Origin of the sequence: Caballeronia pedi (assembly GCF_001544915.2) — a bacterium.
GTDB lineage: Bacteria > Pseudomonadota > Gammaproteobacteria > Burkholderiales > Burkholderiaceae > Caballeronia > Caballeronia pedi.
This window is the reverse complement of record NZ_FCOE02000005.1, coordinates 182,293-208,778: the sequence shown is the minus strand read 5'-3', so window position 1 is coordinate 208,778 and position 26,486 is coordinate 182,293. Positions and strand designations below refer to the sequence as shown.

Here is a 26,486-nt window from a genome sequence, read left to right as displayed (position 1 = left end):
ATGAACGAATCTTCGATCTTCACGCTGGAACGCGGCAACGCGCCGTTGCTGATTTCGATCCCGCATCGGGGCACGCAGATTCCCTGCGCGCTCGCCGCCGAGATGACGCCGATCGCGCAGCGCGTCGAGGATTGCGACTGGCATCTCGAACGGCTGTATGCGTTCGCGCGCGATCTGGGCGCATCGATCCTGACGCCGGCGTACTCGCGCTACGTGATCGACCTGAACCGTCCGCCCGACGACGCCAACCTCTATCCCGGCCGCGACACCACGGGGCTGTGTCCGCTCGATACCTTCGACAAGGCGCCGCTCTACAAGCCGGGCCACGAGCCGTCGCGCGAACAGATCGACGCGCGCCGCGCGATGTACTGGCAGCCGTATCACGACGCGCTCGCTCGCGAACTCGATGCCCTCCGGCAGGCGCACGGCCGCGTGCTGCTTTGGGAAGCGCATTCGATCCGCTCGGTCGTGCCGCGCTTCTTCGACGGACGCCTGCCCGATTTCAACTTCGGCACGGCGGACGGCGCGTCGGCGGCGCCGGGACTGGCCGAGCATCTCGCGGGGATCGTCGAGCGCGACGGCCGCTATTCGACGGTGGCCAACGGGCGTTTCAAGGGCGGCTACATCACGCGGCGCTATGGCCGGCCCGGAGAGGGCGTTCATGCGCTTCAGCTCGAACTGACGCAAGTCAGCTACATGGAAGAAACGGCGCCGTTTGCTTACGACGAAGCGCGAGCAAGCCAGGTCCAGCCGCTGTTGCACGAGCTGGTAACGGCTGCGCTCGCTTATGTGACAAAAGCGGTAGCTGGCGCGTGAATGGCGATTGGCTGGCGAAGCCGTAATTGCCGTTCGCGCTGGAATCGGTTGCGCATATCTTCTAAGGGCGAGGATATCTAATAAAAACAGTTACTTAGGGCGCGACAACCGGTCTGAATTGGCGTGTCGCGCGAATCGCCCCGCGAAACGTATTGTTGCGATCCGGACAATTATGTTTCGTGCAAATCGGGGTTTCCCCTAAGGCTGATGCCTCCTACACTGTTTTCAAGCGAAACGAAATCAGAAACTACTTAAAAAGCTTCCGGTTCGGTTTCGATTTCAAAACAAGACTATTGGAGGTTCATCATGATCAAGGCATTCGTTCCCGCACTCGTCATCGCCAGCGCTCTGGCTGCTCCGACGTTCGCATTTGCACAGGACAACGCGCCGGTGACCCGCGCTCAAGTCCGCGCCGAACTGGTTCAACTGGAAAAGGCCGGCTACAACCCGTCGGAAGATCGCGTGAATTACCCGCAAAATCTTCAGGCTGCACAAGCGCGTGTGAACGCTGAAAACGGCGCTTCGGCTTATGGTCCTTCGACGGCAGGCACATCGCAATCGGGTGCGGTTGCTCCGGTGGCGCGCGCCAACGTGTCGATGTCGGATCGCAATTCGGTCTACTTCGGTCACTGATCGGAGCGCCACTCGGCGCTCAGACAGGCAGTAGCAGCAAGCAGTAGCAGTAGCGGTAGAGGGTGCAGCAAGCGTTGGCAGTAGCAATATCTTGCGAGAAAGGCAGTAGCAGTACCGCAGTGAAGCTGTACAGCAGTAAGCAGCAAGTCGAACGCCGGCCGCTATAGCGACCGGCGTTTTTCATTGCGCGTCGTGTTTTTCTTCGACGCGCGGCGACACCGCGCCGCACGCGCGAATCACGAGGCGCACGACTTCTTCGGTCTGTTCATCGAAGGCCTTGCGCGTGAGTGCGCGCTTGCCTTTGAGCGCGCGAATCTGGGCGTCGAAGTCGGCGTAGTGCTGCGTGATCGCCCAGATCATGAACATGAACGTGTCCGCCTCGACCGGCGCGAGCAGGCCGCGCGCGATCCAGCTTTCGATCACTATCACGCGCGTATCGAGCCACGGCTTCACACGCTCGTTCAGAATGTCCTGCATGTGATGCGCGCCGTGAATGATCTCGCTCGCCCACACCTTCGAGCCGAGCGGCCTTCTTCTCGATAATTCCATCTTCGCGCGCACATAGCCGCCGATCGCTTCGACGGGATCGTCGCTGCATTCGAAGGTATCCGCCGCGCGGTGCCAGTCTTCGAACAGGTCTTCCAGCACGCGACGATAGAGCGCGAGCTTGGTCGGAAAGTAGTAGTGCAGGTTGGCCTTCGGCAAGCCGGCACGTTCGGCGATCATCGCCGTGCTCGCGCCTTCCAGCCCTTTCTCCGCGAAAACTTCCTCGGCGCACGCCAGAAGCTGCGCTTCGTTGCTCTCGCGAATCTGCGCCTTGCGCCGTCGCAAGGGTGGCGCCGTGTCCGCGTTTTCCCGGATGTGGTCAGCCGTATCGTCGTGTCTCATCGTCGAATTCTTGTGCCGTGTGTGCCGCATCGTGCCTGAATAGCGCCGTTCGTGCACGCCGCGCTGCATCGCGACGAAATCCTCGCCGGAACCATTGCCAGCGGATGCTGCATTGCAATGGCACGCTTATCGCTTACTTCGCTTCGTGTTTGCCCGCGCACGAAAGACGTTGATTTGCTTATTTTAATCGGCTACAACCTGTCCAACTGGACAGGATTTGAAGAGCGCTCGAAGTAGCAGGAAAAGGGTCGCCGGCAACAGTCATCGCATAACAGAAACCGTGCACCGGGCGCGTGCGGCATTGCACCGCGAACATCCGGCATGCACGAAACGAAGTCACTCACATACGAAGTCCGATCGTAAGGAGCGAGGCGAATGAACGCTGTAACGGATGCAATCAGAGAGGCTGGTCTCGATACGTCCATCAGGGTCAACGGTCAACGTCTATGGGACAGCCTGATGACGATGGCCAGAATCGGCGCGACGCCGAAAGGCGGCGTCTGCCGTCTCGCGCTGACCGATCTCGACAAGGAGGGACGCGACCTCATCGTTAGTTGGGCGAAGGAAGCGGGCTGCACGGTGAGCGTCGATCAGATGGGCAATGTGTTCATGCGCCGCGCTGGGCGCAACCTCGACGCGCTGCCCGTGATGACCGGCTCGCACGCCGATTCCCAACCGACCGGCGGGCGCTTCGATGGCATTTACGGCGTGCTCGGCGGGCTCGAAGTGATCCGCACGCTCAACGATCGCGGCATCGAGACCGAACATCCGATCGAAGTCGTCATCTGGACCAACGAAGAAGGTTCGCGCTTCGCGCCCGCGATGGTCGCATCGGGCGTGTTCGCGGGCGTGTTCTCGCTCGATTATGGCCTGTCGCGCAAGGACGTCGATGGCAAGACGATCGGCGAGGAACTGAAGCGCATCGGCTATGCGGGCGATCTGCCGTGCGGCGGCCGCAAGCTGCATGCTGCGTTCGAACTGCATATCGAGCAAGGGCCGATTCTCGAAGCCGAGGACAAGACGATCGGCGTCGTGACCGATGCGCAAGGCCAGCGCTGGTACGAGATCACGCTGACGGGTCAGGAAGCGCACGCAGGCCCCACGCCGATGCCGCGCCGCAAGGACGCGCTGCTCGGCGCGTCGCGCGTGGTGGATCTCGTGAACCGCATCGGCCTCGATCATGCGCCGCTCGCGTGCGCGACGGTCGGCATGATGCAGGTGCATCCGAACTCGCGCAACGTGATTCCGGGCCGCGTGTTCTTCACCGTCGATTTCCGTCATCCCGACGATGCCGTGCTCGCGCGCATGGACGCCGCGCTGCGTGAAGGCGTCGAGCGCATTGCGGGTGCGATCGGCCTGTCGACCGAGTTCGAACAGATCTTCTACTACGAGCCCGTGAAGTTCGATGCCGCTTGCGTGGCCTCCGTGCGCGCCGCTGCGCAGCGCTTCGGCTATTCGCATCGCGACATGGTGTCGGGCGCGGGCCATGACGCGTGCTATCTCTCGCAGGTCGCGCCGACCTCGATGGTGTTCGTGCCGTGCGTCGACGGCATCAGCCATAACGAAATCGAAGACGCGTCGCAGGAGTGGATCGAGGCGGGCGCGAATGTGCTGCTGCACGCAATGCTGGAGCGCGCGTCGGAACCGGCTTCGTAGGCAGCGCTTTTCTCATTCACGTTCAGAACCGTCCGCGTCACGACACGCGGACGGCGGGTAGTCGACCGTCTTCACAAGGAACGCGCATGACCATGAAACAGACCGGCGATATCGCGAACCAGCGCCTCACGCAAGAGCAACTCGCATGCGAATTCGCGGACGTCGCGCCGCTGCTCGACGCCACCGCTGCTGCGGCCGCTGCAAGCCGCTGCCACTATTGCTATGACGCGCCATGCATCCAGGCGTGCCCGACGAGCATCGACATTCCCGGCTTCATCCGCAAGATCGGCAACGGCAATCTGAAGGGCGCGGCGGTCGATATTCTGTCGGCGAATCCGCTCGGCGGCATGTGCGCGCGCGTGTGCCCGACCGAGATTCTTTGCGAAGGTAGTTGCGTGCGCAATCATCCGGGCGACGAACCCGTGAAAATCGGCGCATTGCAGCGTCACGCGACCGATTGGGCGATCGCCAAAGGCGAGCCGCTTTTCAAGCGCGCCCCGGAGACGGGCAGACGCATCGCGATCGTCGGCGCAGGACCGGCGGGCCTCGCGTGCGCGTATCGGCTTGCATTGGCCGGACATCGCGCAGTGATTTTCGATGCGCGCGAAAAGCCCGGCGGCCTCAACGAATACGGCATCGCCGCGTACAAGACGATCGAGGACTACGCGCAGCGCGAGATCGAATGGCTGTATTCGATCGGTGGCATCGAGATCAAAACGGGGCAGTCGCTCGGCCGCGACTTCACGCTCGACGAGTTGCGCAAGCAGTACGACGCGGTGTTCATCGCGTTCGGTCTCGCGGGCGTGCGTGAGCTCGCGCTCGAAGGCGCATCGCTCGATGGCGTGATGGACGCGGTCGATTTCATCGAACAAGTGCGTCAGGCCGATGACCTCGCGAGCGTGCCGGTCGGGCGGCGCGTGGTCGTGATCGGCGGCGGCAATACCGCGGTCGATGCTTGCGTGCAAAGCCGGAAGCTGGGCGCGACGAACGTGACGATGGCGTACCGGCGCGGCGTCGAGAACATGAGCGCGACGTGGGCCGAGCGCGAGTTCGCGCAGACCAACGGCGTGAGTATCGTCACGCACGCGAAGCCCGTGCGTTTGATCGGCGATAACGGTGTCGTGACCGGCGTCGAGTTCGAGCGTGACACGGAACGCTTCGTGATCGAAGCGGACATGGTGCTGAAGGCGATCGGTCAGACGCTCGTGCCCATCGGCATCGACCGGGCGCTGCTGACGCTCGACGAAGGGCGCATCGTGACCGATGAAAACCGTCAGACGACGCTCGCGAAAGTGTGGGCCGGCGGCGATTGCGCGACCCATGAAGGACTCGATCTCACCGTGCAGGCCGTGCAGGACGGCAAGCTCGCGGCGGCGTCCATCGACGCCTCGTTCGAGCTGACTGCGATCAAAGCCGCCTGACCGATAAAGGAGACAAAAAACATGGCCGATCTGACTTGCAACATCGCCGGCATCACGTCGCCGAATCCTTTCTGGCTCGCGTCCGCGCCGCCGACCGACAAGGCCTACAACGTCAACCGCGCGTTCGAAGCGGGCTGGGGCGGCGTCGTGTGGAAGACGCTCGGTCTCGATCCGCACGTCGTCAACGTGAGTTCGCGCTACGGCGCGGTGCAATGGAACGGGCAACGCATTGCGGGGCTGAACAACATCGAGCTGATCACCGACCGTCCGCTGGACGTGAACCTGCGCGAGATCGAACAGGTGAAGCGTGACTGGCCCGACCGCGCGCTGATCGTCTCGCTGATGGTGCCGTGCAACGAAAAGGACTGGAAGTGGATCCTCACGCAGGTGGAGGATACGGGCGCGGACGCTGTCGAATTGAACTTCGGCTGCCCGCATGGAATGAGCGAGCGCGGCATGGGCGCGGCCGTGGGACAGGTGCCCGAATACATCGAGATGGTCACGCGCTGGGTGAAGGAAGGCACGAAGCTGCCGTGCCTCGTGAAGCTCACGCCGAACATCAGCGATATCCGCATGGGCTCGCGCGCGGCATTCAAGGGTGGCGCGGATGGCGTGTCGCTGATCAACACGATCAATTCGATCGTCGCGGTCGATCTCGATCAGATGGCGCCGATGCCGACCGTCGATGGCAAGGGCACGCACGGCGGCTATTGCGGTCCGGCCGTGAAGCCGATCGCGCTCAACATGGTCGCGGAAATCGCGCGCGATACCGAGACGCCGAATCTGCCGATCTCGGGCATCGGCGGCATTTCATCCTGGCGCGATGCGGCCGAGTTCATGGTGCTCGGCGCGGGTAGCGTTCAGGTCTGCACAGCGGCGATGCACTACGGCTTTCGAATCGTTTCCGATCTCGCCGACGGTCTTTCGAACTGGATGGACGAGAAAGGCTACGCGACGCTCGACGACATTCGCGGCCGCGCGGTGGCGAACGTGACGGACTGGAAGTATCTCAATCTCAAGTACGACATCAAGGCGCGCATCGATCAGGACAAGTGCATTCAGTGCGGGCTGTGTCATATCGCCTGCGAGGACACGTCGCATCAGGCGATCCTGAAGGAGAAGGATGGCAAGCGGCACTTCGAAGTGGTGGACTCGGAATGCGTCGGCTGCAATCTGTGCATGCACGTGTGTCCGGTCGAGCAGTGCATCACGATGGAACGCGTCGATGCGGGCGAATACGCGAACTGGACCACGCATCCGAACAATCCGGCCCGCGTCGTGGCGGAGGAGTCCGTGAAAGCGGCATAAACATGACGTAGCGCTCGTCGTCGTTGAATATCCATGATCAACCGCATACTCAACCGGAGTGCATCCGATGAATCAGACAGCGCATAACGTCGAGACGAGCAGTCTGTACAACGAGGATCTCGCACCCACCGGCCCCGCGCAGCGCACCTGGAAGTGGTATCACTTCGCGGCGCTATGGGTCGGCATGGTGATGAACATTGCGTCGTACATGCTGGCCGCGGGTCTCACCGATCAGGGCATGTCGCCGTGGCAGGCGGTCGCGACGGTGCTGCTCGGCAACGTGATCGTGCTGGTGCCGATGTTACTGATCGGCCACGCGGGGGCGAAGCACGGCATTCCGTATGCGGTGCTCGTGCGCTCGTCGTTCGGCACGCAGGGCGCGAAGCTGCCGGCATTGTTGCGCGCGATCGTCGCGTGCGGATGGTACGGCATACAAACGTGGCTGGGCGGCAGTGCGATCTATACGCTCCTGAATATCCTCACCGGCAACGCAATGCACGGCGCGGCGCTGCCCCTGATCGATATTTCGCTCGGTCAGCTCGCGTGCTTTCTCGTGTTCTGGGCGCTGCAGCTCTACTTCATCTGGCACGGCACGGATTCGATTCGCTGGCTCGAAAGCTGGTCGGCGCCGATCAAGGTCGTGATGTGCGTCGCGCTCGTCTGGTGGGCGACGACGAAGGCGGGCGGCATCGGCTCGATGCTCTCGGCGCCTTCGCAATTCGTTGTTGGCGGCAAGAAGGAAGGGCTTTTCTGGGCGACGTTCTGGCCGGGCCTCACGGCGATGGTCGGCTTCTGGGCGACGCTCGCGCTCAATATTCCCGACTTCACGCGCTTTGCCCGTTCGCAGCGCGATCAGATGATCGGGCAATCGATCGGGCTGCCTTTTCCGATGGCGCTGCTCTCGGTGATTTCGGTCGTCGTGACCTCGGCGACGGTCGTGATCTATGGCAAGGCGATCTGGGACCCGATCGATCTCACGAGCCGCATGACGGGCATCGGCGTGGGGATCGCGCTCGTCATTCTCACGCTCGATACGATGTGCTGCAATCTTGCTGCCAATCTCGTTGGGCCTGCTTATGATTTTTCGAGTCTCTGGCCGAAGGGGATTTCCTATCGCGCGGGCGGCATGATCACGGCGACGATCGCCATCGTCATGATGCCGTGGAAGATTCTCGCGACTACGCAGGGATATATCTTTACCTGGCTCGTCGGGTATTCGGCGCTGCTCGGGCCGGTTGCGGGCATCATGATGGTCGATTACTTTTTCATTCGCGGCACAGAGCTCGATCATCGCGAACTCTTCGATGAAGACGGGGAGTATTCGTATAGCGGCGGATGGAATATCGCCGCGGTCGTCGCGCTTCTGGTCGGCGTGTTGCCGAATTTGCCGGGGTTTTTGCATACCGCGTTTCCGGCTTCGTTTCCGGGCGTGCCGGGGTTCTTCAATACGCTCTACACGTATGCGTGGTTCGTGGGGCTCGTACTTGCTGCTATCGTCTATGGGTCGTGGATGAAGTTGCGGGGGAGCCCGCGGGCCGGCGTTTTGAGTGCCTGAAATTTTTTAGATTCCATAGAAGCCCGAACGAACCAACCGAACAACCCCCAGGAGACCCTCATGCCCATCCTGATCCGCGGCGGCACGATCATCGACGCCGACCGCACCTACCGCGCCGACGTGCTCTGCGCAGACCCGCAAGCAGGCGGAACGATCCTCGCCATTGGCGCCGATTTCGACCTCCCCGCCGTTACACAGATCATCGACGCCGGTGGCCAGTACATCATGCCCGGCGGTATCGATCCGCATACTCACATGGAACTGCCCTTCATGGGCACCACCGCAAGCGACGATTTCTATACAGGTACGGCGGCAGGCCTGTCCGGCGGCACGACCAGCATCATCGACTTCGTGATTCCGAGCCCGAAGCAGCCGCTCATGGAAGCGTTCAAGGAATGGCGTGGCTGGGCGGAAAAGGCATCGGCGGATTACGGCTTTCACGTCGCCGTGACGTGGTGGGACGAGTCGGTGCATCGCGACATGGGTCTGCTCGTGCACGAGCACGGCGTGTCGAGCTTCAAGCACTTCATGGCCTACAAGAACGCAATCATGGCCGACGACGAAGTGCTCGTGAACAGCTTCACGCGCTCGCTCGAACTCGGCGCGCTGCCGACGGTGCACGCGGAAAACGGCGAGCTCGTCTTCCAGTTGCAGAAGCAACTGCTCGCGAAGGGCTTCACAGGGCCGGAAGCGCATCCGCTCTCGCGTCCGCCCGAAGTGGAGGGCGAGGCGGCCAACCGCGCGATCCGCATCGCGCAGGTGCTTGGCGTGCCGCTGTATATCGTGCATGTGTCGGCGAAAGATGCCGTCGATGTCATCGCCAAAGCGCGCAACGACGGACTGCGGGTGTTCGGCGAAGTGCTGCCGGGCCATCTCGTGATCGATGAATCGGTATATCGCGATCCGGACTGGACGCGCGCCGCCGCGCACGTGATGAGCCCGCCGTTTCGCACGAGCGAGCATCGCGAGGCGTTGTGGCGCGGCCTGCAATCCGGTCAACTGCATACGACGGCGACCGATCATTGCGTGTTCTGCGCTTCGCAGAAAGCGATGGGACGCGAGGACTTCACGCGCATCCCCAACGGCTGCGGCGGGGTGGAGGATCGCATGTCGGTGCTGTGGCATCACGGCGTCAACATGGGACGTCTCACGCCGAACGAGTTCGTGCGCGTGACGTCGACCAATGCCGCACAGATCTTCAATCTCTATCCGCGCAAGGGCGCAGTGCAGGTGGGCGCGGACGCGGACCTCGTCGTATGGGATCCGGCCGCGACGCGCACGATCTCCGTGAAGACGCATCATCAGAAGGTGGACTTCAACGTCTTCGAGGGCATGACGGTGCAAGGCGTCGCGACGCACACGCTCACGCGTGGCGCGCTCGCATGGGCGAACGGCGATCTGCGCGCGGAGCGCGGCGCCGGGCAGTATCTGAAGCGTCCGCCGAACGCGTCGTACTTCGAGGCGGCGCGCGTCGCGAACAAGCTGAAGGAACCGCATCCGGTGAATCGCGCCGAAGCGGCCTGAGTCGCGTTTGCCGACAAAGCCCCGCGTCCTCGTGGCGCGGGGCTTTGTCGCGTTTCGAAGCGCTTTCACGCGCTTGCAAGCATAATCCGGCAGGCTGTTTATCTTTCGCCGCCCGATCATGCCGATGAAAAGCAAAACGACACTCCGCTTCCTCGCCGCGCTAGGCGTCCTCTGTCTGCCGCTCGCGTGCGCGGCCAATCCGAACGCGCTGTGGGAGATCGTCCACGATTACTGCGAGCCCGCCGCCGAGGGCGCGCACGTGCAGCAGAGATGCGCGGATGTGAGTCTTCGGGGCGGCTATGCGGTGTTGAAGGATATCGTCGGCATCGCGCAATATCTGCTGATCCCGACGGCGCGCGTGAGCGGCATCGAAAGTCCCGAGTTGCTTCAACCGAATGCGCCGAATTACTTTCGCGATGCGTGGCATGCGCGCGTGTATGTGGACCGCGCGCTGCGTCGCACATTGCCGCGCGATGAAGTTTCGCTTGCGATCAATTCCGCGAGCGGACGCACGCAGAACCAGTTGCATATTCATATCGATTGCCTCGCGGCCGATGTCGCGCAGACGCTGCGCGAAGTGGGGCCGGGCATCGGCACCGAGTGGGCGCCGCTGCCGGTGCGGCTGCGCGGTCATGTCTACAGCGCGATGCGCATCGACGACGCCGATCTCGCCCATACCGATCCCTTCAAGCTTGTCGCTCCCTATGCGGCCCGTCGCGGCCAGACGATGGGCGAACAGACGCTGTTGCTCGCGGGCGCCGTGCGCGGCGATGGCGCGCCTGTGTTCTTTCTGCTCAACGATCACGTCCAGACGGGCAACTGGGCGTCGTCGGAAGAGTTGCAGGATCACACGTGCTCGGTAGCCAATCGGTCTATAGAAAAGCCGTGAGGTTTTCAGAAAAATGAAGTGACGCAAATCGTTCTTACTTCGGATTAATCGCAATCCGCAAATCAGAACTTTCGTGTCTTGTCACTTCTACTTCTGGGAACCACAATGAATGCACTTCGACATCACGTTTGACCCGTTGAAGGACGCGATCAATCGGATACAGCATGGCGTGTCGCTTGACCTTGCGAGAGAGATCGCATGGGACGGTGTCGTGCCGCGGTTAGACGGTCGTCGCGATTACGGAGAGGTTCACGAGGTCGGATTCACGCCGATTCGCGGCCACATTTTCTGTGTGGTGTACACGCTAAGAAACAAAACGCGGCGCATCATCAGTCTGCGCCGTGCCAACAAAAGAGAGATTAACCGATATGCACCAAACGTATAAAGGATTCATCCTTCCCACGCCTGAAGAAGAGGCCGAGATTCAGCGGGGCATTGAACTTGATCCGGATACTTGGAACCTTTCCTACGATGACTTCCTGCAACTGAAGATATCCCCGGCTTATGAGCAACGGTCGATGGTCTGCGAGCCTCCGGCAGCGTGACATTTAACCCACGCCGCGCGTGCCGACCCGATGCGCAAACACACGCGGCGCGATCTCCTCTATACGCGCTTCTGGCAGCACCCGTTTCAACGTACGCAGCGTGAACGCGAGATCCTCGCTGGCCGGTATCGAATTCGAGCGATAACTCATGGCCCCACGTCGTCGGAAGAACTGCAGGATCACACGTGCTCGGTAGCCAATCGGTCTATTGAGAAGCCTTGAGGTTTTCAGAAAAATGAAGTGACGCAAATCGTTCGGACTTCGGATTAATCGCAATCCGCAAATCAGAACTTTCGTGTCTTGTCACTTCTACTTCTGGGAACCACAATGAATGCACTTCGACATCACGTTTGACCCGTTGAAGGACGCGATCAATCGGATACAGCAAGGCGTGTCGCTTGACCTTGCGAGAGAGATCGCATGGGACGGTGTCGTGTTGGAGGTAGACGATCGTCGGGATTATGGAGAGGTTCGTGAGGTGGGCTACACGCCTATCCGCGGCCGAATATTCTGCGTGGTCTTCACGTGGAGAAACGAGACGCGGCGCATCATCAGCCTGCGCCGCGCCAACGACAGAGAGGTAAATCGAGATGCAAAGAACCGTACATGGCTTCATCCTTCCCACGCCCGAAGAGAATGAAGCGATCAACCGAGGCATTGCGATGGATCCGGACACATGGGAGCTTTCCGATGAAGAATTCGCGCGGATGAAGCCCTACGCCGAATTCATGCGTGAGCATCACCCGGATCTGATCGAGTCATCGAAAGCATGAGCTGTCAACTCGCGCCGCGCGTGCCGACCCGATGCGCAAACACACGCGGCGCGATTTCCTCTATACGCGCTTCCGGCAGCACCCGTTTCAACGTACGCAGCGTGAACGCGAGATCCTCGCTGGCCGTATCGAATTCGAGCCGCAGTTCACAGCCTTCACGCTGCGCCTGACTCACATAAATCCCGAGCGGAGAATGAAACAGCGCGCGTATACGCTCTCGCGAGGCCTCACTATCCGCGAATCGAGCCAGCGCCAGAATGCGAACACGCTGGCACGCGCCGAAACCTTCAGCGTGTAATTTTCCACGGCTGGCAACCCATGCAAGCGACATATCCATGACCGTTGCTCCATCACGTATTCCTTGTGTAGAAGCATAGGCCGCCTTTAGTAAACGTCACGCCAAGAGATGGGTGCGGCGTGTAAAAAACGTATCAATCGAAGCCCTGGAACACGGCATCGTCCGGGCCGATGGAAGCGGGCGATCTCCACGCCGCGTCGCGCATCGAATGGCGCACCTGATGCTCGACGCCCAGCAGCACCGCGAAAATCGCCATCCGCACGGCGATGCCATTGTCGGTCTGGCGAAAGATCGCGAGTCGCGAGTCGTGGTTCAGATCGGTGGCGAGATCGTTCGCGCCGGGGCGGCTGTCGCGCGGCAGCGGATGCATGATGAGCGTGTCGCGACCACACGCATCGTCGACGAGCGCCTGATTGATCTGGAAATCCGGCGTATAGCCTTCGATGGACTCATCGGCGAAACGCTCTTTCTGGATGCGCGTCGCGTATACGACGTCCGCGCCCGCGAGCCCCGCACGCAGGTCGCTCGTCTGTTCGATCACGTGATCGCCACGCGCAATGCGATCGATGATATGCGCCGGCATTTCCAGCGAGCGCGGCGACACGAGCGTGAACTTCAGCCCCTTGTAGAGCGAGAGCAGCTTGGCGAGCGAATGCACGGTGCGGCCGTACTTGAGATCGCCGACCATCGCGATATGCGCGCCATCCACGATTTTTCCGAGCCGCGAGAACTCGCGCTGGATCGTGTACAGATCCAGCAGCGCCTGGCTCGGATGCTCGCCGGGACCGTCGCCGGCATTGATGACGGGAATGTTGGTCGCGCGCGCGAATTCGGCGACCGAGCCTTGCTCCGGATGCCGCACGACGATCGCGTCCGCATAGCCGCTGATCACGCGGCTCGTGTCGTAGATCGACTCGCCCTTCGCCATGGACGAAAAAGTGAAGCCGGTCGTGTCGCAGACCGAGCCGCCCAGCCGCGCGAACGCCGAGCCGAAACTCACGCGAGTGCGCGTGCTGGCTTCGAAGAACAGATTGGCGAGGACCGCGCCTTCGAGTACGCGCGTGATCTTCTTGCGGCGCGCGATGGGCTGCATCATGTCCGCCGTGCGGAACAGCGCCTCGGCCGATTCGCGCGAAAACTGGTCGATCGAGAGCAACTGCGGCCGGCCTTCGAATTCGATTGCCGGATATGCGCTTTGCGTATTGGCCGTCGCGTCCGGCATACCGCCCAGAATCTCGCCGACATAGCGCGCCGCGATTTCCGGCATGGCGCGCGATTCCGGCGACTCGTCCGGCAGCAGCCACGTATCGAGTGCCCGCCGCGTCACGCCGATGCGCGCAGCGAACGCGTCGCGGGTCATGTTCAGACGCCGCATGGCGTCGCGAAGAATCGTTTGCTGCTGGAGATCCTGAGTCACCGTCACCGCTCCCAAAATATACGCGGTGCGTATATTAGGTCACTCGCCGATCAGATGCAAGACAAGTTCGCGATCCCGCTGCGCCGTCCGATGCTCGAATACATAGATCCCTTGCCACGTACCGAGCACCATCCGGCCGGCTTCGACCGGAATTGAAAGCTGCACGGTGGTGAGCGCGGTGCGCAGATGCGCGGGCATGTCGTCGGGGCCTTCGGTGTCGTGCACGTAGCGGCCGGGCGCTTCGGGCGCCACCATTTCGAAATAGCGCTCGAGGTCGGCGCGCACGTCGGGATCGGCGTTTTCCTGAATTAGCAGCGACGCCGACGTATGGCGGCAAAACAGCGTGAGCAGGCCGGTGCGGACGTCCTGAAGATCGATCCAGTGATCGATGTCGCGGGTGACTTCGTGCAGGCCGCGCGAGCCTGTCGCGACCGTCAGATGATGAAGTGCCTGTTTCATGTCGGTCTCGCTGCGAGGAGTGGCCACACGGTGAGTTTACCGGCTTCTCCGCGCAACGTTATGCTGTCTGGACGATGGCTCGTTCAGAGGCGCGCACGATGAACAAGAGGCTTTCAAAAGGCAGAACGGTTTTCGCGCTCGCCATACTGGCCGCGTCATCGCTTGCATCCCGCGCCGACGACACGCGTGAGAATCGCGGCAACGATCCCTTTCTGCACGTATCGAGCGCGATAGCGGATTGCGCCGCGCCGCCCGGCCCGTTCGAGACCGCGCAGGAATGGCTCGACGAAGCGCATTACCGCATCGAGCGGGGCAATAGCTGCTGGATCGCGGGCCGCTGCCGCCTCGCGAACAGCTACGACTACGACAAGGAAATCGCCGAAAGCGTGACGCGGCGTCTGAATTCACTGAACGCATCGCTGCAGTGGCGCGAGAAAACGAGCCTGTGGCTCACGCTGCAGCGCCGCTTCATCTATCTCGACGGCTGCGTGTCGCGCGATTTCGACAAGGCGCGCTTCGTATCGGCGCTCGGCGAGACGGCCGATGTCGAAAAGGTCATCGACCGCACGACGCGTCGGCCGTGATCGCGTAATTGGCCTAAGCTGAAAGGGAGACCGAACACGAGGAACCGTGGCGCGCCCGCGCTCGCGGTTTTCGCCGATGAGAACGAACCTCGCTGACTGGCTGTGGAGGCGCGTGTGCTGCGCGCTGCTGTTTGCTTGCCTTTTCACGCCAATGAGCACGTCATTGAGTGCAACCGCCGCGCCGGTCGTCGTGATCCCGCTGAAAGGCGCGATTGGCCCGGCGAGCGCGGATTTCGTCGTGCGCGCGCTCGCCCGCGCGGCCGACGAACACGCGCAGCTTGCCGTCCTCGAACTCGATACGCCGGGCGGACTCGATCTCTCGATGCGCTCGATCATTCAGGCCATTCTCGCGTCGCCGGTGCCGGTCGCCGCGTTCATTGCGCCGAGCGGGGCGCGCGCGGCGAGCGCGGGCACCTACATCACCTACGCGAGCCATATCGCCGCGATGGCGCCCGGCACCAATCTCGGCGCGGCGTCGCCGGTTCAGCTCGGCCTGGGCGGAGCGGAGCGCGAGCCGTCGGGTGCGAGCAAGGCAGCGGCCGAGCAGTCGACCGAAACCCGCAAGCAGATGCAGGATGCCGCCGCCTACATACGCGGCCTCGCGCAATTGCGCGGACGCAACGTGCAATGGGCCGAGCGCGCGGTGCGCGAAGCGGTGGCGCTGTCGGCGACGGAAGCGCTGGAGCAGAAGGTGATCGACCTGACCGCCAGCGACGTTCCCGATCTGCTCGCGAAACTCGACGGCCGGCGCGTGACCACCGCGAGCGGCGTGCATCTGCTCGCGACGAAGCAGGCCTCCGTGACCGTGCTGCAACCCGACTGGCGCAGCCGCTTCCTCGCGACGATCACGGACCCGAGCGTCGCGCTCATTCTGATGATGATCGGCATGTACGGGCTTTTCTTCGAGTTCGCCAATCCGGGCATGGTGCTGCCGGGCGTCGCGGGCGCGATCTGTCTGCTGGTCGGATTGTTCGCTCTGCAACTATTGCCCATCAGTTTCGTTGGACTGGGATTGATCGTGCTCGGCCTGGGCTTCCTGGTCGCGGAAATGTTTCTGCCGACGTTCGGCTCGCTCGGCATCGGCGGGGTCATCGCGTTCGCGATCGGCGCGCTGATGCTGATCGATACCGATGTTCCCGGCTTCGGCGTTCCGATCGGCGTCGTCATCGGGCTCGCGCTGTTTACGGCGCTGTTCGTCTTCACCGTGTCGGGCGTCGCGTTGAAGGCGCGCAAGCGGCCCGTCGTGAGCGGCGCCGAAGCGATGCTCGGCAGCGTCGGCGTGATGTTGACGAACGAAGGCACGATGCCCGATGCCGGCAACGGCTGGGCGCGGGTGCATGGCGAACGCTGGCGCGTGCGCTCCGCCGCGCAGGCGGCATTGCCGGGCGAAGGCGCGCGCGTGCGGGTGATTTCGCGTCACGGTCTCACGCTGACCGTCGAGCCGCTCGAAGGCGAGCGCAAGGCCGGCCATTCCTGAACACATCGACAACGAGGCTTGAAAAATGGGGCTTACTTTTGGTTTCAGCGGAATTCTGATCGCGCTCGTCATCTTCATCGTGGCGTCGGCGGTGCGCATCTTTCGCGAGTACGAACGCGGCGTCGTGTTCATGCTCGGGCGCTTCTGGAAAGTGAAGGGACCGGGGCTCGTGCTCATCATTCCGGTCGTGCAGCAGGTGGTGCGCATGGACCTTCGCACCGTCGTGTTCGACGTGCCGCCGCAGGATGTCATCACGCGGGACAACGTCTCGGTGAAGGTGAATGCGGTCGTGTACTTTCGTGTCGTCGATCCGGAGAAGGCGGTGATTCAGGTCGCGCGCTTTCTCGAAGCGACGAGCCAGCTCTCGCAGACCACCTTGCGCGCGATTCTAGGCAAGCACGAGCTCGATGAACTGCTGTCCGAGCGCGAGCGTCTCAACAGCGACATCCAGCGCGTGCTCGATTCGCAGACGGATGCGTGGGGCATCAAGGTGTCGAACGTGGAGATCAAGGATGTCGATATCAACGAAACGATGATTCGCGCGATCGCCCGTCAGGCCGAAGCGGAGCGCGAGCGCCGCGCGAAGATCATTCACGCGGAAGGCGAGTTGCAGGCTTCCGAAAAGCTCTTGCAGGCGGCGCAGATGCTCGCGCAGGCGCCGCAGGCGATGCAGTTGCGGTATCTGCAAACCCTGACCACGATCGCCGGCGACAAGAACTCGACAATCGTTTTTCCGATACCGATCGATCTCGTGAGTTCCGTGATCGACCGGCTTGCCAAGGGTACCGCGCAGACTTAGACGAGCGCCGGGAAGTCGATCGTCGTGTCGTTCACTCGATTCACGAGGTTCGTGAAGTTGATGACGCTCATCGCGAACAACGCATCGATCACTTGCGCTTCCGAGTAACCGGCTTCGCGCACTTCATTCAGCCGTGCCGCGTCGATCGTGCCGGTAGAACCCGCAACGTGCCGCACGAACCGTACGAGCGCATCTCGCTTCGCATTGCCGGTCGCTTCCCCCGCGCGGATCTGTTGCGTTTCCTGTTGCGACAGCCCGACCATCTTTCCGACGACCGTATGCGCGGCAGCACAATAATCACAGCCCGCGAGTTCGCTGACGGCGAGCTTGATCGCTTCGACATCTGCCTTGCTCAGGCTGCTCTTCGCGAGAATCGCATCGCCGTTGAGCGTGGCGCCGAGCGCGGCAGGGCTGTGCGTGCCGATGGTCGCATAAGCGTTCGGCACGCGGCCGGCTGCCTTCTTGATCGCGGCGAACAGATCGGCGGTGACGCCCGTGGCTTCGTTGACATTGATCTGGGAAAGGCGTGACATGGTGTGCTCCTTGGTTCAGTGGTTGGCCATCTCGATGGCATGGGTGAACTTTAGGCGCGCGCCGCTCCCGCGTGAATGCTCGCGCGGCTCGTAAAACCGCGCGATCGTCTCATCGTGTCGGGCATGGCGCGCCGCTTCATGCCATGATCGAGGCTCCCTGCACGCATCACGATCACGCACATGGATCATCTGACGAGCCTGAAGGTGTTTTGCACGGTGGTCGAAGCGAAGAGCTTCGCGCGTGCGGCCGACATACTCGGCTTGTCGCCGCCGGTCGTATCGCGCGCGATCGCGGGCCTGGAAGAGCGGCTCGGCAGCCGGCTCTTCAATCGCACGACACGGCAGATCTCGCTGACCGAAACCGCCGAGCGCTTTTTTATCGACTGCTCGCGTCTGCTCGACGAACTCCAGGCGATGGAAGAACGCGCGTCGAACCGCGCAAGCGAAGCGACCGGACTATTGCGGCTCGTCGCGCATACGACGGTGATGACGAGCCGTTACGCACCGCTCGTCGCCAGCTTCAGGCGCGCCCATCCGCAGGTGCGCCTCGACGTCACGCTGACCGAGCGGCCCATCGATCTCGTCGGCGAAGGCTACGATCTCGCCATCGTGCTGCCTTTCATGCTCTCCACCGATACGGCCGTCACGCGCCTGCTCGAAACCATTCCGCTCGTGCTCGTCGCGAGCCCGGCGTATCTCGCGCAGCGTCCCGCGCCGCGCCATCCGTCCGAACTCGTCGATCATCAGTTCGTGCCGATGTCTCCGTCGATCCGCAAGCCCGCGCTCACGTTTCGCATCGGCGGTGAGGAAGTGCGCGTGCCGCTCAATCACGACATCGCGTCGAACAGCGCGGTTTTCAATCGCGAGATGGTGCTGCAGGGTTTCGGCATCGGCGTGTTGCCGACCGCGCTCGTCGCGCGCGAGGTGGCGGCGGGCAGGCTCGTCACGCTGCTCGATGCCTACGAACGCGTCGATGCGGCCATCGAAATTCGCATCGCATACAGCACGCGCGCGCTGTTGCCGGCCAAGGTACGCGCGTTCGTCGAACATGCAGTGCAGTTTTGTGCCGACGAAACCCTGCTGTCCGACGTGCAAAGCCTTTCGCCATAAGGCGCTGCGCGATTCTTTCCGGCAGCGTCATTCATTCGTGCGTTCCGTGACAGTTGACTTGGTGCATATGCACAACTAGTCTTCCGGGCTATGACGGGCAGCGGATTTGCCCTTTCTTTCAATCTGAATTGTGCATATGCACTATAATCACAAATGACGACTCCTGTAACGGATCTCCCCTCCGTGGCCGCGCCCGCCCTTGCGCGGCCGGCGCGCAAGATTCCCTTGATGCTGCTCGCGCTCGGCCTGGTCGGGATTGCGTTGATTGCCGCGGCGACATACTGGGCGCTCGTGCTGCGCTTCGTTCAGACGACCGACGATGCCTACGTCGGTGGCGATGTCACCGTGCTCGCGCCGAAGGTGAACGGCTTCGTCGCCGATGTGCTCGTGCAGGACAACCAGCGCGTGAAGGCCGGTCAGGTCCTGATCCGCCTCGATTCGCGCGACTACGACGCGCGCCTCGCGCAAGCGGATGCCGAACTGTCGAGCGCCCGCGCGGCGGTCGTCGAGTTGCAGGCAAAGGATGCGTTGCAGGCGGCCGTCATCAATCAGCAGCAGGCGGAAGTGCGCGCGTCGTCGGCGGAGTTGACGCGCAGCGGGCAGGACCGGGTGCGCTATCGCGAACTCGTCAAGGACGATGCGGTATCGAACCAGATCGTCGAGCGTGCGGACGCGGACTATACGAAGGCGCAGGCGGCGGTGGATCGCAGCGGCGCGTCGCTGGTTGCGGCGAAGCGGCAGTCGAGCGTGATCGAAGCCCAGATCGCGGATGCGCAGGCGCGTGTCGCGACGGCCGAGGCCGCGCGCCGCGTCGCGGAGCTGAATGTCGAATACACGACGATCCGCTCGCCCGTCGATGGCTACGTCGGCAATCGCACGGCGCGCGTGGGCGTGCTCGCGAATATCGGCACGTCGCTTTTGACGATCGTGCCGTCCACGGGTCTGTGGGTCGACGCGAACTTCAAGGAAGATCAACTGAAGAAGATGCGCGCGGGCGACGAAGCCGACGTCGAACTCGATGCATCGAACGTGCCGCTCACCGGCCATGTCGAGAGCCTCGCGCCCGCGACCGGCGCGACCTTCAGCGTGCTGCCCGCGGAGAACGCCACCGGCAACTTCACGAAGATCGTGCAGCGCGTGCCCGTGCGAATCCGTCTCGATGTGCCGAAGGGCATGGAAGCCGTGTTGCGCCCGGGGCTTTCCGCGACGGTCAAGGTTCATCTCGCCGAGCAGTCGAAATGACCCACACCGTTCCCCTCGATCCCACGAGCCAGCCGATCAAACAGCGCGTGTTCGCTTTCGCGCTGATGTGCCTCGGCTTCTTCATGGCGACGCTCGATATCCAGATCGTGGCGTCGTCGCTGAAGGATATCGGCGGCGGCCTTTCCGCGAGCCAGGACGAATTGTCCTGGGTGCAGACCTCGTATCTGATCGCCGAGATCCTCGTCATTCCGATGTCGGGCTGGCTTTCGAAAGTGTTCTCCACGCGCTGGCTGTTCGTCGCGTCGGCGATCGGTTTCACGATCACGAGCATGCTGTGCGGCATGGCGTGGGACATCAATTCGATGATTCTGTTTCGTGGCCTGCAAGGCGCGCTCGGCGCCGCGATGATCCCGACTGTCTTCACGACTGCCTTCGTGCTGTTCCCCGGCAAGCAGCGGCTGATTGCATCGACGACGATCGGCGCGCTGGCGTCGCTCGCGCCGGCGGTCGGGCCGGTGATCGGCGGATGGATCACCGATCAATGGTCATGGCACTGGCTCTTCTATCTGAACGTGGTGCCGGGCCTCGTCGTCGCGCTGCTCGTGCCGAAGTACGTACACGTAGACGAGCCGAATCTGCCGCTGCTGAAGAAGGGCGATTATCTCGGCATCGTGCTGATGTCGGGCTTTCTCGGCTGCCTGGAATACGTGCTCGAAGAAGGGCCGCGCAAGAACTGGTTCGGCGACGACGCGATCATCGTGTGTGCGTGGATCTCGGCGATCTGCGGCTTTCTGTTTTTCGTGCACGCGTTCACGGCGAAGGATCCGGTCGTCGATCTGCGCGCGCTCGCGGTGCGCAACTTCGCGATCGGCAGTCTGCTGTCGTTCGTGACGGGCATCGGCATCTTCGTGTCGGTGTTTCTGACGCCGGTGTTTCTCGCTCGCGTGCGCGGCTTCGATTCGCTGGATACGGGTCTCGTGCTGCTTTCCGTCGGCTGCTTCCAGTTGCTGTCGATCGGCGTGTATGCGTTCGCGTCGCGCTTCATCGACATGCGCGTGCTGCTCGCGTTCGGTCTGATCTGCTTCGGCGCGGGCTGTTATTTCTATACGCCGTTGACGCACGACTGGGGCTGGCAACAGTTCCTCCTGCCGCAGGCGTTGCGCGGCATCGGCCAGCAATTCGCGGTGCCGCCCATCGTCACGATGGCGCTCGGTTCACTGCCGCCGTCGCGCCTCAAATCGGCGAGCGGACTGTTCAATCTGATGCGCAATCTCGGCGGCGCGATCGGCATCGCGGTGAGCGCGACGATGCTCAACGATCGACTCAACCTGCACTACCTGCGCCTGAACGAGAACGTGACGGTCGGCCGTCCCGTCATCGACGATCTGCTCGCGCGCAGCTCGGCGCATCTCGCGTCGGCTGCTGGCGATGCGCTGAATGCGTCGCAAGCGGGCCTCGCATCGTTGCACGCGCTCGTGATGCGCGAAGCGCTCGTGCTGACCTTCGCCGATTGCTTCTACGTGCTCGCACTCTGCTTCCTGTTCGGTTTGATGACCGTGATGTTCGCGAAGCCCATCACGAGCGCGCCGCCTTCGTCCGATGCACATTGACCACCATGAAAAAATTTCTCGTCGAAATACTTGCATGCATGACGCTCGCCGCGTGCGCGGTGCAGCCCGCCACGCACGCCGATCTTCCCGCGACCGTGAACGCGAGCGCGCCCGCCGACTGGAGCGTCGATGCGCCGAAGCAGGCCGTCGATCCCACGACATGGTGGAAGCAGTTCAACGATCCGGTCATGCATGAACTGGTTGCGTCGGTGCTCGATGACAACCTCGATCTTCAGGCGGCCGTCGAGCGCGTGAAACAGGCGCAGGCGCTGACGACGCAACGCCGCGCCGCGCTGCTGCCGCAACTGGACGCGGGCGCGGGCGGTTCCTACTCGCGCCAGAACACGCCGCCGCCGCTCGGTTATGTGAAGCAGGGTGGCTTCGGTCTGACGCTGAGCTGGACGCCCGATGTGTTCGGCGGCGAGCGTCTGGAGTTGCTGGCATCGCAGGCACAGCTCGTCGGCCGCGAACACGCCGCCGATCAGATCAGGCTCGCGCTCGCCGCCGACACGGCTGCTGCGTATGTCGATCTGCGCTGGGCGCAAGCCGAACTGAAGATCCTGCAAGACAACCAGGAAATTCGCGAGCGCGCGCTGAAGCTGACGCAACGCCGCCTGCAATACGGTCTTTCGACGAAGCTCGATGTCGCGCGCGCGCAGAATCAGTTGAGCGATCTGCTGTCGCGCATTCCGCGCACGCAGGCGACGATCCAGCATCAGTTGAGCCTGATCGCGGTGTATTCGGGCCGCACGCCGGAATCCATCGACAAGCTGATGCTCGCGAACGCGGGCGCGGCGCCCGTCATTCCGGTGCCGGCGAGCGGCGCGCCGCAGATGTTGCCGTCCGAAGCGTTGCTGCGCCGTCCCGACGTGCTCGTTGCGTACGCGACCGTGCAGCAGCGGGCGGCGGAAGTGGGCGTCGCGCGGGCGGAGCGCTATCCGAAGTTTTCGCTGCGATTGTCGGATGGCTTGCTGGCGTCGTCGTATCTCGGCTTGCCGACGCTCACCGATAACCTCTTCTCCGCCGCGCTCAACGCGACGAGCCCGATCTTCAACGCGGGCCGCATCACGGCGGAGATCGAGCAGAACGAGAGCCGGATGCGCGAGTCGGAACTGCATCTGCGTCAGACGATGCTCGAAGCGCTGAAGGACGTCGAGGATACGCGCAGCGATCTCGTCAGCACGACCGAATCGACCGCGCGTCTGACCGATGCACTCGCCGCATCGGACCAGTCGCTCACGCTTTCGACGCAGTTGTACAAGGGCGGCGCGGCCAGCTTTCTCGATGTGCTCGACGCGCAGCAATCCTATCTGCGCGATGCCGATGCGCTGAATCAGTCGAAGCGCGAACATGCGCTCGCGGCGGTGGCGCTGTATCGCTCGCTCGGCGGCGGCTGGAGCGTGACCGGCGATGACGATGTGATCAAGACCGCTACCGTGAAGACGGAGTCGACAAGATGAGCCTGATCGAAGAAACGGCAGCCGGCCTCGATGGTCTCGCGCAACTGCGCAAGCTGATCGCATCAAAGCGCAAACCGGGCATTCTCGTGTCGCTCGATTTCGACTTCATCGAGGTCGAAGCGGGCAGGGCGGTGTTCGCGGGCGTGCCAGGCGATCACGCGTATAACCCGATCGGCACCGTGCACGGTGGCTATGCTGCGACGCTGCTCGATTCCGCGTGCGGATGCGCGGTGCATTCATGCCTGACCGCGACGCAGGCCTACACGACGCTCGAACTGAAGGTCGCGTATCACAAGGCGGTCACGCGCGATTCGGGCCTGCTGCGCGCGGAAGGGCGCGTGTTGTCCATCGGACGCCGCGCCGCGTTCGCCGAAGCGACGCTCAAGGATGCGAGCGGTAGACTGTTTGCATCGGCGACATCGACGTTGCTCGTCATGGAGCGATAAAAGCAGCCCGCTCAACGAGCGGGCTGGACTTGTCGCGCAAAGGGGTTTATCGGAATTGCGCTTCCTCTCGATCAGTCGTGTCAGGATGGCCCGGTGTAGGTGATCGAGCCGAGCATGAAGCCAAGCCCCACACCATCAATTAGACCCTCGCTCATTCCACGCAGTCCGACCAGTGCTCGCGCGCTTGCACCAATCGCATTAGCGAACAAGCCGGGATTGAACATCCACGGAATCATGGCTCGTTGATCGATTCCTGCTATGAAGCCTGAGAAACTTTCCGCAACGAGTAAGCCCGCGCCGGCATCCACGTATATCGTCATTCCGGCGAAATCGCTAGGTTTCAGTTCGGGCTTTCTACATCGATAGACCCATCCCCGACCGGGATAATCCGTTGTCGCACCCGATGCGCTCAGAGACGTACCGGAACGGGGTAGGTTGAAATCGGGTAAGCGTATGCTTTTCGGTACACGCGCACCCCAACCAACGCCAGCCCCAAGGCCCGCATATCTAAACCTGTGAAGCGTCTGAGTTGGGTCTTTCAAAATGAAACTCCCGCCGGATAGCATCAACTCGCCAATCGAGGCACCGCCGGAGGCGGCAGTCTCGTATGTCCACTTGCTTCTTTCAATCATCGCTACCGCCCCGCCAGTTCCTACTTAGCGGCATGCCGTAAAGCCCGCCGATTATGAATAGTGCTGCCATTGCAGTCAGAAACGTGTGGATGCCCCACACGCTCAATTCGTTATTAACCTCTGCTCCATATGGGTCCTTCAAGCGATACCGGATTTCAACGCGATCACCAACTTCGGTATGCACGGTGGTGCTTCCGGCGAACGACACTCGCTCTCCATCACTCGTAGTGAATTCGATCTCAGGGTGAAAACCCCCGGCGTTCAGCTTGACGACCGTGCCATATGTCACCACTGAATAAAGCCGAAATTCAAGCGTGGACGGTAGGAAAGGCAACTGAAGCACAAAGCAGAAGCAGCCGACGAATATGGCATCCCAATTGATCTTGCTTCGATCTATCTTGAACATGATCAGTCGTCACACATCCGGTAGAAAACCGATGCGACGCCACACGCAGCGCCCCCTATGCTCTGTGGGGTGTATTCGCGTTTGAACTCTTCGAATGAAATCACGACGCTTTCGAAGTGCCCGTATGCGGTTCCATAAGGAACGATTCGATGCACCATTACCCGTTTCATGAATATCTGGAGCGTCGGCTTAGGCGGGACGATTTTGCCTAGTGGCGTCGTCGATGCCTGCGCATTGGGACTAAGGACGGTCAGAACACCTTCTGAGGCCGCTTTGCTATGCAAAAGCATTTGCAGCAAACTGCTTGATGCGAGGTTGACGCGTTGCACGAACTGCAAATTTTCGATGGTCGCGCGCTTGTGGCTTGATTCGCCACGAGCATCTTGGTGCATCTCCCATTGCCAGCTAAGCACGTCGATCTCGCCGATGTGGCCGATGACAGTCGCCTCCCCCTTCACGCCGTCGATTTTCATAAAGATATTCGTGTCGCTCATTGCGGTCTTCCTTGTATGGTCTCTGGATGTCCTGCTCCTCGTGCAATAAGAGCGGCGCGCAGAGCATAAATATCGTCGCGGCGTGATGACCATACGAAATTTCCCATTTAAAGAACAAAAGCCCGGTCCTCATCGCGAGGAACCGGGCTGTCTGTTCGACGGGAAAACCGCTTATTTCACACTTTCCAGCGCCTTCCTCACCGTGCCGAAGATCTGATCGATCTGATCATCTTCGATGATGAGCGGCGGCGAGAACGCGAGGATATCGCCGGTGTAACGCACGAGCACGCCCGCCTCGAAGCACTTGACGAACACCTCATACGCACGCGCGCCCGGCGCGCCGTCGCGCGAATCGAGCTCGATGCCCGCGACGAGACCGAGATTGCGAATGTCCTTCACGTACGGCGCATCGCGCAGCGCGTGGGCGGCGCTTTCGAACTTTTCGGCTTTCGAGGCCGCGCGCTCGAACAGCTTGTCGCGCTGATAGAGATCGAGCGTCGCGATTGCCGCGGCGGTCGCGACCGGGTGCGCGGAATACGTGTAGCCGTGGAACAGCTCGATCGCATTGGCCGCGCCCGCGTTGACGACCGTGTCGTGCACGTTGCGATGCGCGGCGACCGCGCCCAGCGGAATGGTTGCGTTGTTGATCGCCTTGGCCATCGTGATGAGGTCGGGCGTGACGCCGAAGTACTCGCTCGCCGTTGCCTTGCCCAGACGCCCGAAGCCGGTGATGACTTCATCGAAAATCAGCAGAATGCCGTACTTCGTGCAGATCTCGCGCAGCTTCTGCAGATAGCCCTGCGGCGGCACGAGCACGCCCGTGGAACCGGCGAGCGGCTCGACGATCACGGCGGCGATCGTCGACGGATCATGCAGCGCGACGATGCGCTCCAGGTCATCGGCGAGATGATCGCCCCACGCGGGCTGGCCCTTCGTGAACGCGTTGTGCGCGAGATCGTGCGTATGCGGCAGATGATCGACCGCCGGCAACAGCGCGCCCGAGAACGTCTTGCGATTCGGCGCGATCCCGCCGACCGAAATCCCGCCGAAGCCGACGCCGTGATAGCCGCGCTCGCGGCCGATCAGACGCGTGCGCTGGCCTTCACCGCGTGCGCGATGATAGGCGAGCGCGATCTTCAGCGCCGTATCGACCGACTCGGAGCCCGAGTTGGTGAAGAAGATGCGATCGAGTCCTTCGGGCATCAGGCTGGCGACCTTGGTCGCGGCTTCGAACGCAATCGGGTGGCCCATCTGGAAGGTCGGCGCGAAATCGAGCGTGCCGAGCGTCCTCGTCACCGCATCGACGATTTCTTCCCGGCAATGGCCCGCATTCACGCACCACAGACCCGCCGTGCCGTCGAGCACCTCGCGGCCATCGGTCGAGCGGTAGTACATGCCTTTCGCGCTCTCGAGCAGCCTCGGTGCGGCCTTGAACTGGCGATTGGCGGTGAACGGCATCCAGAACGATGAAAGGTCGTCGATGACGGGGCGTGCATTCATGGCGGGTCTCCTCCTCGGAAAGAACGGTCATTGCACTGTATTCCTCGGCA

The 26,486-nt window shown here is 62.2% G+C and carries 28 protein-coding genes; 17 read left to right on the top strand and 11 right to left on the bottom strand.

Going from position 1 to position 26,486, the window contains the following annotated elements:
• Both hutG and AWB80_RS10130 read left to right on the top strand, forming a co-directional pair.
• Positions 1–816, top strand: a complete 816-nt coding sequence (hutG, locus tag AWB80_RS10135; protein ID WP_061174506.1) for an N-formylglutamate deformylase — start codon at positions 1–3, stop codon at positions 814–816.
• Between the two features lie 309 nt (positions 817–1,125).
• A complete protein-coding gene (locus tag AWB80_RS10130) occupies positions 1,126–1,449 on the top strand; it encodes a DUF4148 domain-containing protein (RefSeq protein WP_061174663.1) in 324 nt (107 codons plus the stop codon).
• A 180-nt stretch (positions 1,450–1,629) separates the two neighbouring features.
• On the opposite strand, the gene AWB80_RS10125 is transcribed toward AWB80_RS10130, so the two are convergent.
• Positions 1,630–2,337 carry a TetR/AcrR family transcriptional regulator gene (locus AWB80_RS10125; RefSeq protein ID WP_096031974.1) on the bottom strand — a complete coding sequence of 236 codons (708 nt, stop codon included), beginning with the start codon at positions 2,335–2,337 and terminating at the stop codon, positions 1,630–1,632.
• Between the two features lie 375 nt (positions 2,338–2,712).
• On the opposite strand from AWB80_RS10125, the gene AWB80_RS10120 reads away from it, so the two are divergent.
• The 7 genes from AWB80_RS10120 to AWB80_RS10090 all read left to right on the top strand — a co-directional run bounded on the left by AWB80_RS10120 (position 2,713) and on the right by AWB80_RS10090 (position 11,075).
• Complete coding sequence (locus AWB80_RS10120) at positions 2,713–3,993, top strand: Zn-dependent hydrolase (protein ID WP_061174505.1); 1,281 nt, start codon at positions 2,713–2,715, stop codon at positions 3,991–3,993.
• An 86-nt stretch (positions 3,994–4,079) separates the two neighbouring features.
• A complete protein-coding gene (locus AWB80_RS10115; protein ID WP_061174504.1) occupies positions 4,080–5,414 on the top strand; it encodes an NAD(P)-dependent oxidoreductase in 1,335 nt (444 codons plus the stop codon).
• 21 nt (positions 5,415–5,435) lie between these two features.
• Entirely contained in the window at positions 5,436–6,722 is a 1,287-nt protein-coding gene (gene preA, locus AWB80_RS10110) for an NAD-dependent dihydropyrimidine dehydrogenase subunit PreA (RefSeq protein ID WP_061174503.1), read from the top strand.
• A gap of 67 nt (positions 6,723–6,789) precedes the next feature.
• Positions 6,790–8,277, top strand: coding sequence for an NCS1 family nucleobase:cation symporter-1 (locus tag AWB80_RS10105; RefSeq protein WP_061174502.1), 1,488 nt, complete (start codon positions 6,790–6,792; stop codon positions 8,275–8,277).
• A gap of 60 nt (positions 8,278–8,337) precedes the next feature.
• On the top strand, positions 8,338–9,801 hold the full coding sequence (gene hydA, locus AWB80_RS10100) for a dihydropyrimidinase (RefSeq protein ID WP_061174501.1): 1,464 nt from the start codon (positions 8,338–8,340) through the stop codon (positions 9,799–9,801).
• Positions 9,802–9,925: 124 nt separating this feature from the next.
• Positions 9,926–10,690 (top strand): CDP-diacylglycerol diphosphatase, encoded by a 765-nt coding sequence (locus AWB80_RS10095; protein WP_244206459.1) that lies wholly within the window; start codon positions 9,926–9,928, stop codon positions 10,688–10,690.
• A 109-nt stretch (positions 10,691–10,799) separates the two neighbouring features.
• Positions 10,800–11,075, top strand: a complete 276-nt coding sequence (locus AWB80_RS10090; protein ID WP_061174499.1) for a BrnT family toxin — start codon at positions 10,800–10,802, stop codon at positions 11,073–11,075.
• A gap of 163 nt (positions 11,076–11,238) precedes the next feature.
• Here AWB80_RS10090 and AWB80_RS43915 read toward each other — a convergent pair whose 3' ends face one another.
• The 5 genes from AWB80_RS43915 to AWB80_RS10065 all read right to left on the bottom strand — a co-directional run bounded on the left by AWB80_RS43915 (position 11,239) and on the right by AWB80_RS10065 (position 14,182).
• Entirely contained in the window at positions 11,239–11,385 is a 147-nt protein-coding gene (locus AWB80_RS43915) for a hypothetical protein (RefSeq protein WP_160147430.1), read from the bottom strand.
• 55 nt (positions 11,386–11,440) lie between these two features.
• Positions 11,441–11,893: a hypothetical protein gene (locus tag AWB80_RS45555; protein ID WP_425266839.1), complete on the bottom strand. Its 453-nt coding sequence runs from the start codon at positions 11,891–11,893 to the stop codon at positions 11,441–11,443.
• Positions 11,894–12,012: 119 nt separating this feature from the next.
• Positions 12,013–12,183 (bottom strand): hypothetical protein, encoded by a 171-nt coding sequence (locus AWB80_RS44865; RefSeq protein WP_244206458.1) that lies wholly within the window; start codon positions 12,181–12,183, stop codon positions 12,013–12,015.
• 256 nt (positions 12,184–12,439) lie between these two features.
• On the bottom strand, positions 12,440–13,681 hold the full coding sequence (locus AWB80_RS10070) for an aspartate carbamoyltransferase (RefSeq protein ID WP_061174661.1): 1,242 nt from the start codon (positions 13,679–13,681) through the stop codon (positions 12,440–12,442).
• A gap of 81 nt (positions 13,682–13,762) precedes the next feature.
• On the bottom strand, positions 13,763–14,182 hold the full coding sequence (locus AWB80_RS10065; RefSeq protein ID WP_061174496.1) for a secondary thiamine-phosphate synthase enzyme YjbQ: 420 nt from the start codon (positions 14,180–14,182) through the stop codon (positions 13,763–13,765).
• A gap of 98 nt (positions 14,183–14,280) precedes the next feature.
• Between AWB80_RS10065 and AWB80_RS10060 the strand changes: the two genes are divergently transcribed.
• The 3 genes from AWB80_RS10060 to AWB80_RS10050 all read left to right on the top strand — a co-directional run bounded on the left by AWB80_RS10060 (position 14,281) and on the right by AWB80_RS10050 (position 17,042).
• On the top strand, positions 14,281–14,766 hold the full coding sequence (locus AWB80_RS10060; protein ID WP_061174660.1) for a hypothetical protein: 486 nt from the start codon (positions 14,281–14,283) through the stop codon (positions 14,764–14,766).
• Between the two features lie 76 nt (positions 14,767–14,842).
• Positions 14,843–16,243: an NfeD family protein gene (locus AWB80_RS10055; RefSeq protein WP_061174495.1), complete on the top strand. Its 1,401-nt coding sequence runs from the start codon at positions 14,843–14,845 to the stop codon at positions 16,241–16,243.
• A 25-nt stretch (positions 16,244–16,268) separates the two neighbouring features.
• Positions 16,269–17,042: a slipin family protein gene (locus tag AWB80_RS10050; protein WP_061174494.1), complete on the top strand. Its 774-nt coding sequence runs from the start codon at positions 16,269–16,271 to the stop codon at positions 17,040–17,042.
• Here the strand turns inward: AWB80_RS10050 and AWB80_RS10045 are convergent.
• On the bottom strand, positions 17,039–17,575 hold the full coding sequence (locus AWB80_RS10045) for a carboxymuconolactone decarboxylase family protein (protein ID WP_061174493.1): 537 nt from the start codon (positions 17,573–17,575) through the stop codon (positions 17,039–17,041). The two genes, AWB80_RS10050 and AWB80_RS10045, sit on opposite strands and share 4 nt — an antisense overlap.
• Before the next feature lie 180 nt (positions 17,576–17,755).
• Between AWB80_RS10045 and AWB80_RS10040 the strand changes: the two genes are divergently transcribed.
• The 5 genes from AWB80_RS10040 (at position 17,756) to AWB80_RS10020 (ending at position 23,404) form a co-directional block, all read left to right on the top strand.
• Positions 17,756–18,685, top strand: coding sequence for a LysR family transcriptional regulator (locus tag AWB80_RS10040; protein ID WP_061174492.1), 930 nt, complete (start codon positions 17,756–17,758; stop codon positions 18,683–18,685).
• Positions 18,686–18,838: 153 nt separating this feature from the next.
• Entirely contained in the window at positions 18,839–19,927 is a 1,089-nt protein-coding gene (locus tag AWB80_RS10035) for an HlyD family secretion protein (RefSeq protein WP_061174491.1), read from the top strand.
• Positions 19,924–21,498, top strand: a complete 1,575-nt coding sequence (locus AWB80_RS10030; protein ID WP_061174490.1) for a DHA2 family efflux MFS transporter permease subunit — start codon at positions 19,924–19,926, stop codon at positions 21,496–21,498. Before AWB80_RS10035 ends, AWB80_RS10030 begins: the two co-directional genes overlap by 4 nt.
• A 5-nt stretch (positions 21,499–21,503) precedes the next feature.
• Positions 21,504–22,958, top strand: coding sequence for an efflux transporter outer membrane subunit (locus AWB80_RS10025; protein ID WP_061174489.1), 1,455 nt, complete (start codon positions 21,504–21,506; stop codon positions 22,956–22,958).
• Positions 22,955–23,404: a PaaI family thioesterase gene (locus AWB80_RS10020; protein ID WP_061174488.1), complete on the top strand. Its 450-nt coding sequence runs from the start codon at positions 22,955–22,957 to the stop codon at positions 23,402–23,404. The genes AWB80_RS10025 and AWB80_RS10020 overlap by 4 nt, the downstream gene beginning before the upstream one ends.
• An 80-nt stretch (positions 23,405–23,484) precedes the next feature.
• Here AWB80_RS10020 and AWB80_RS43175 read toward each other — a convergent pair whose 3' ends face one another.
• From AWB80_RS43175 to aptA, 4 genes are all read right to left on the bottom strand, one after another.
• Entirely contained in the window at positions 23,485–24,036 is a 552-nt protein-coding gene (locus AWB80_RS43175) for a hypothetical protein (RefSeq protein WP_143328001.1), read from the bottom strand.
• Positions 24,029–24,442 carry a DUF3592 domain-containing protein gene (locus AWB80_RS10010; protein WP_061174486.1) on the bottom strand — a complete coding sequence of 138 codons (414 nt, stop codon included), beginning with the start codon at positions 24,440–24,442 and terminating at the stop codon, positions 24,029–24,031. The genes AWB80_RS43175 and AWB80_RS10010 overlap by 8 nt, the downstream gene beginning before the upstream one ends.
• Before the next feature lie 2 nt (positions 24,443–24,444).
• Entirely contained in the window at positions 24,445–24,936 is a 492-nt protein-coding gene (locus tag AWB80_RS10005) for a type VI secretion system tube protein Hcp (protein ID WP_061174485.1), read from the bottom strand.
• A 171-nt stretch (positions 24,937–25,107) separates the two neighbouring features.
• Positions 25,108–26,436: an omega-aminotransferase AptA gene (gene aptA / locus AWB80_RS10000; RefSeq protein WP_061174484.1), complete on the bottom strand. Its 1,329-nt coding sequence runs from the start codon at positions 26,434–26,436 to the stop codon at positions 25,108–25,110.
• Positions 26,437–26,486: the final 50 nt, after the last annotated feature.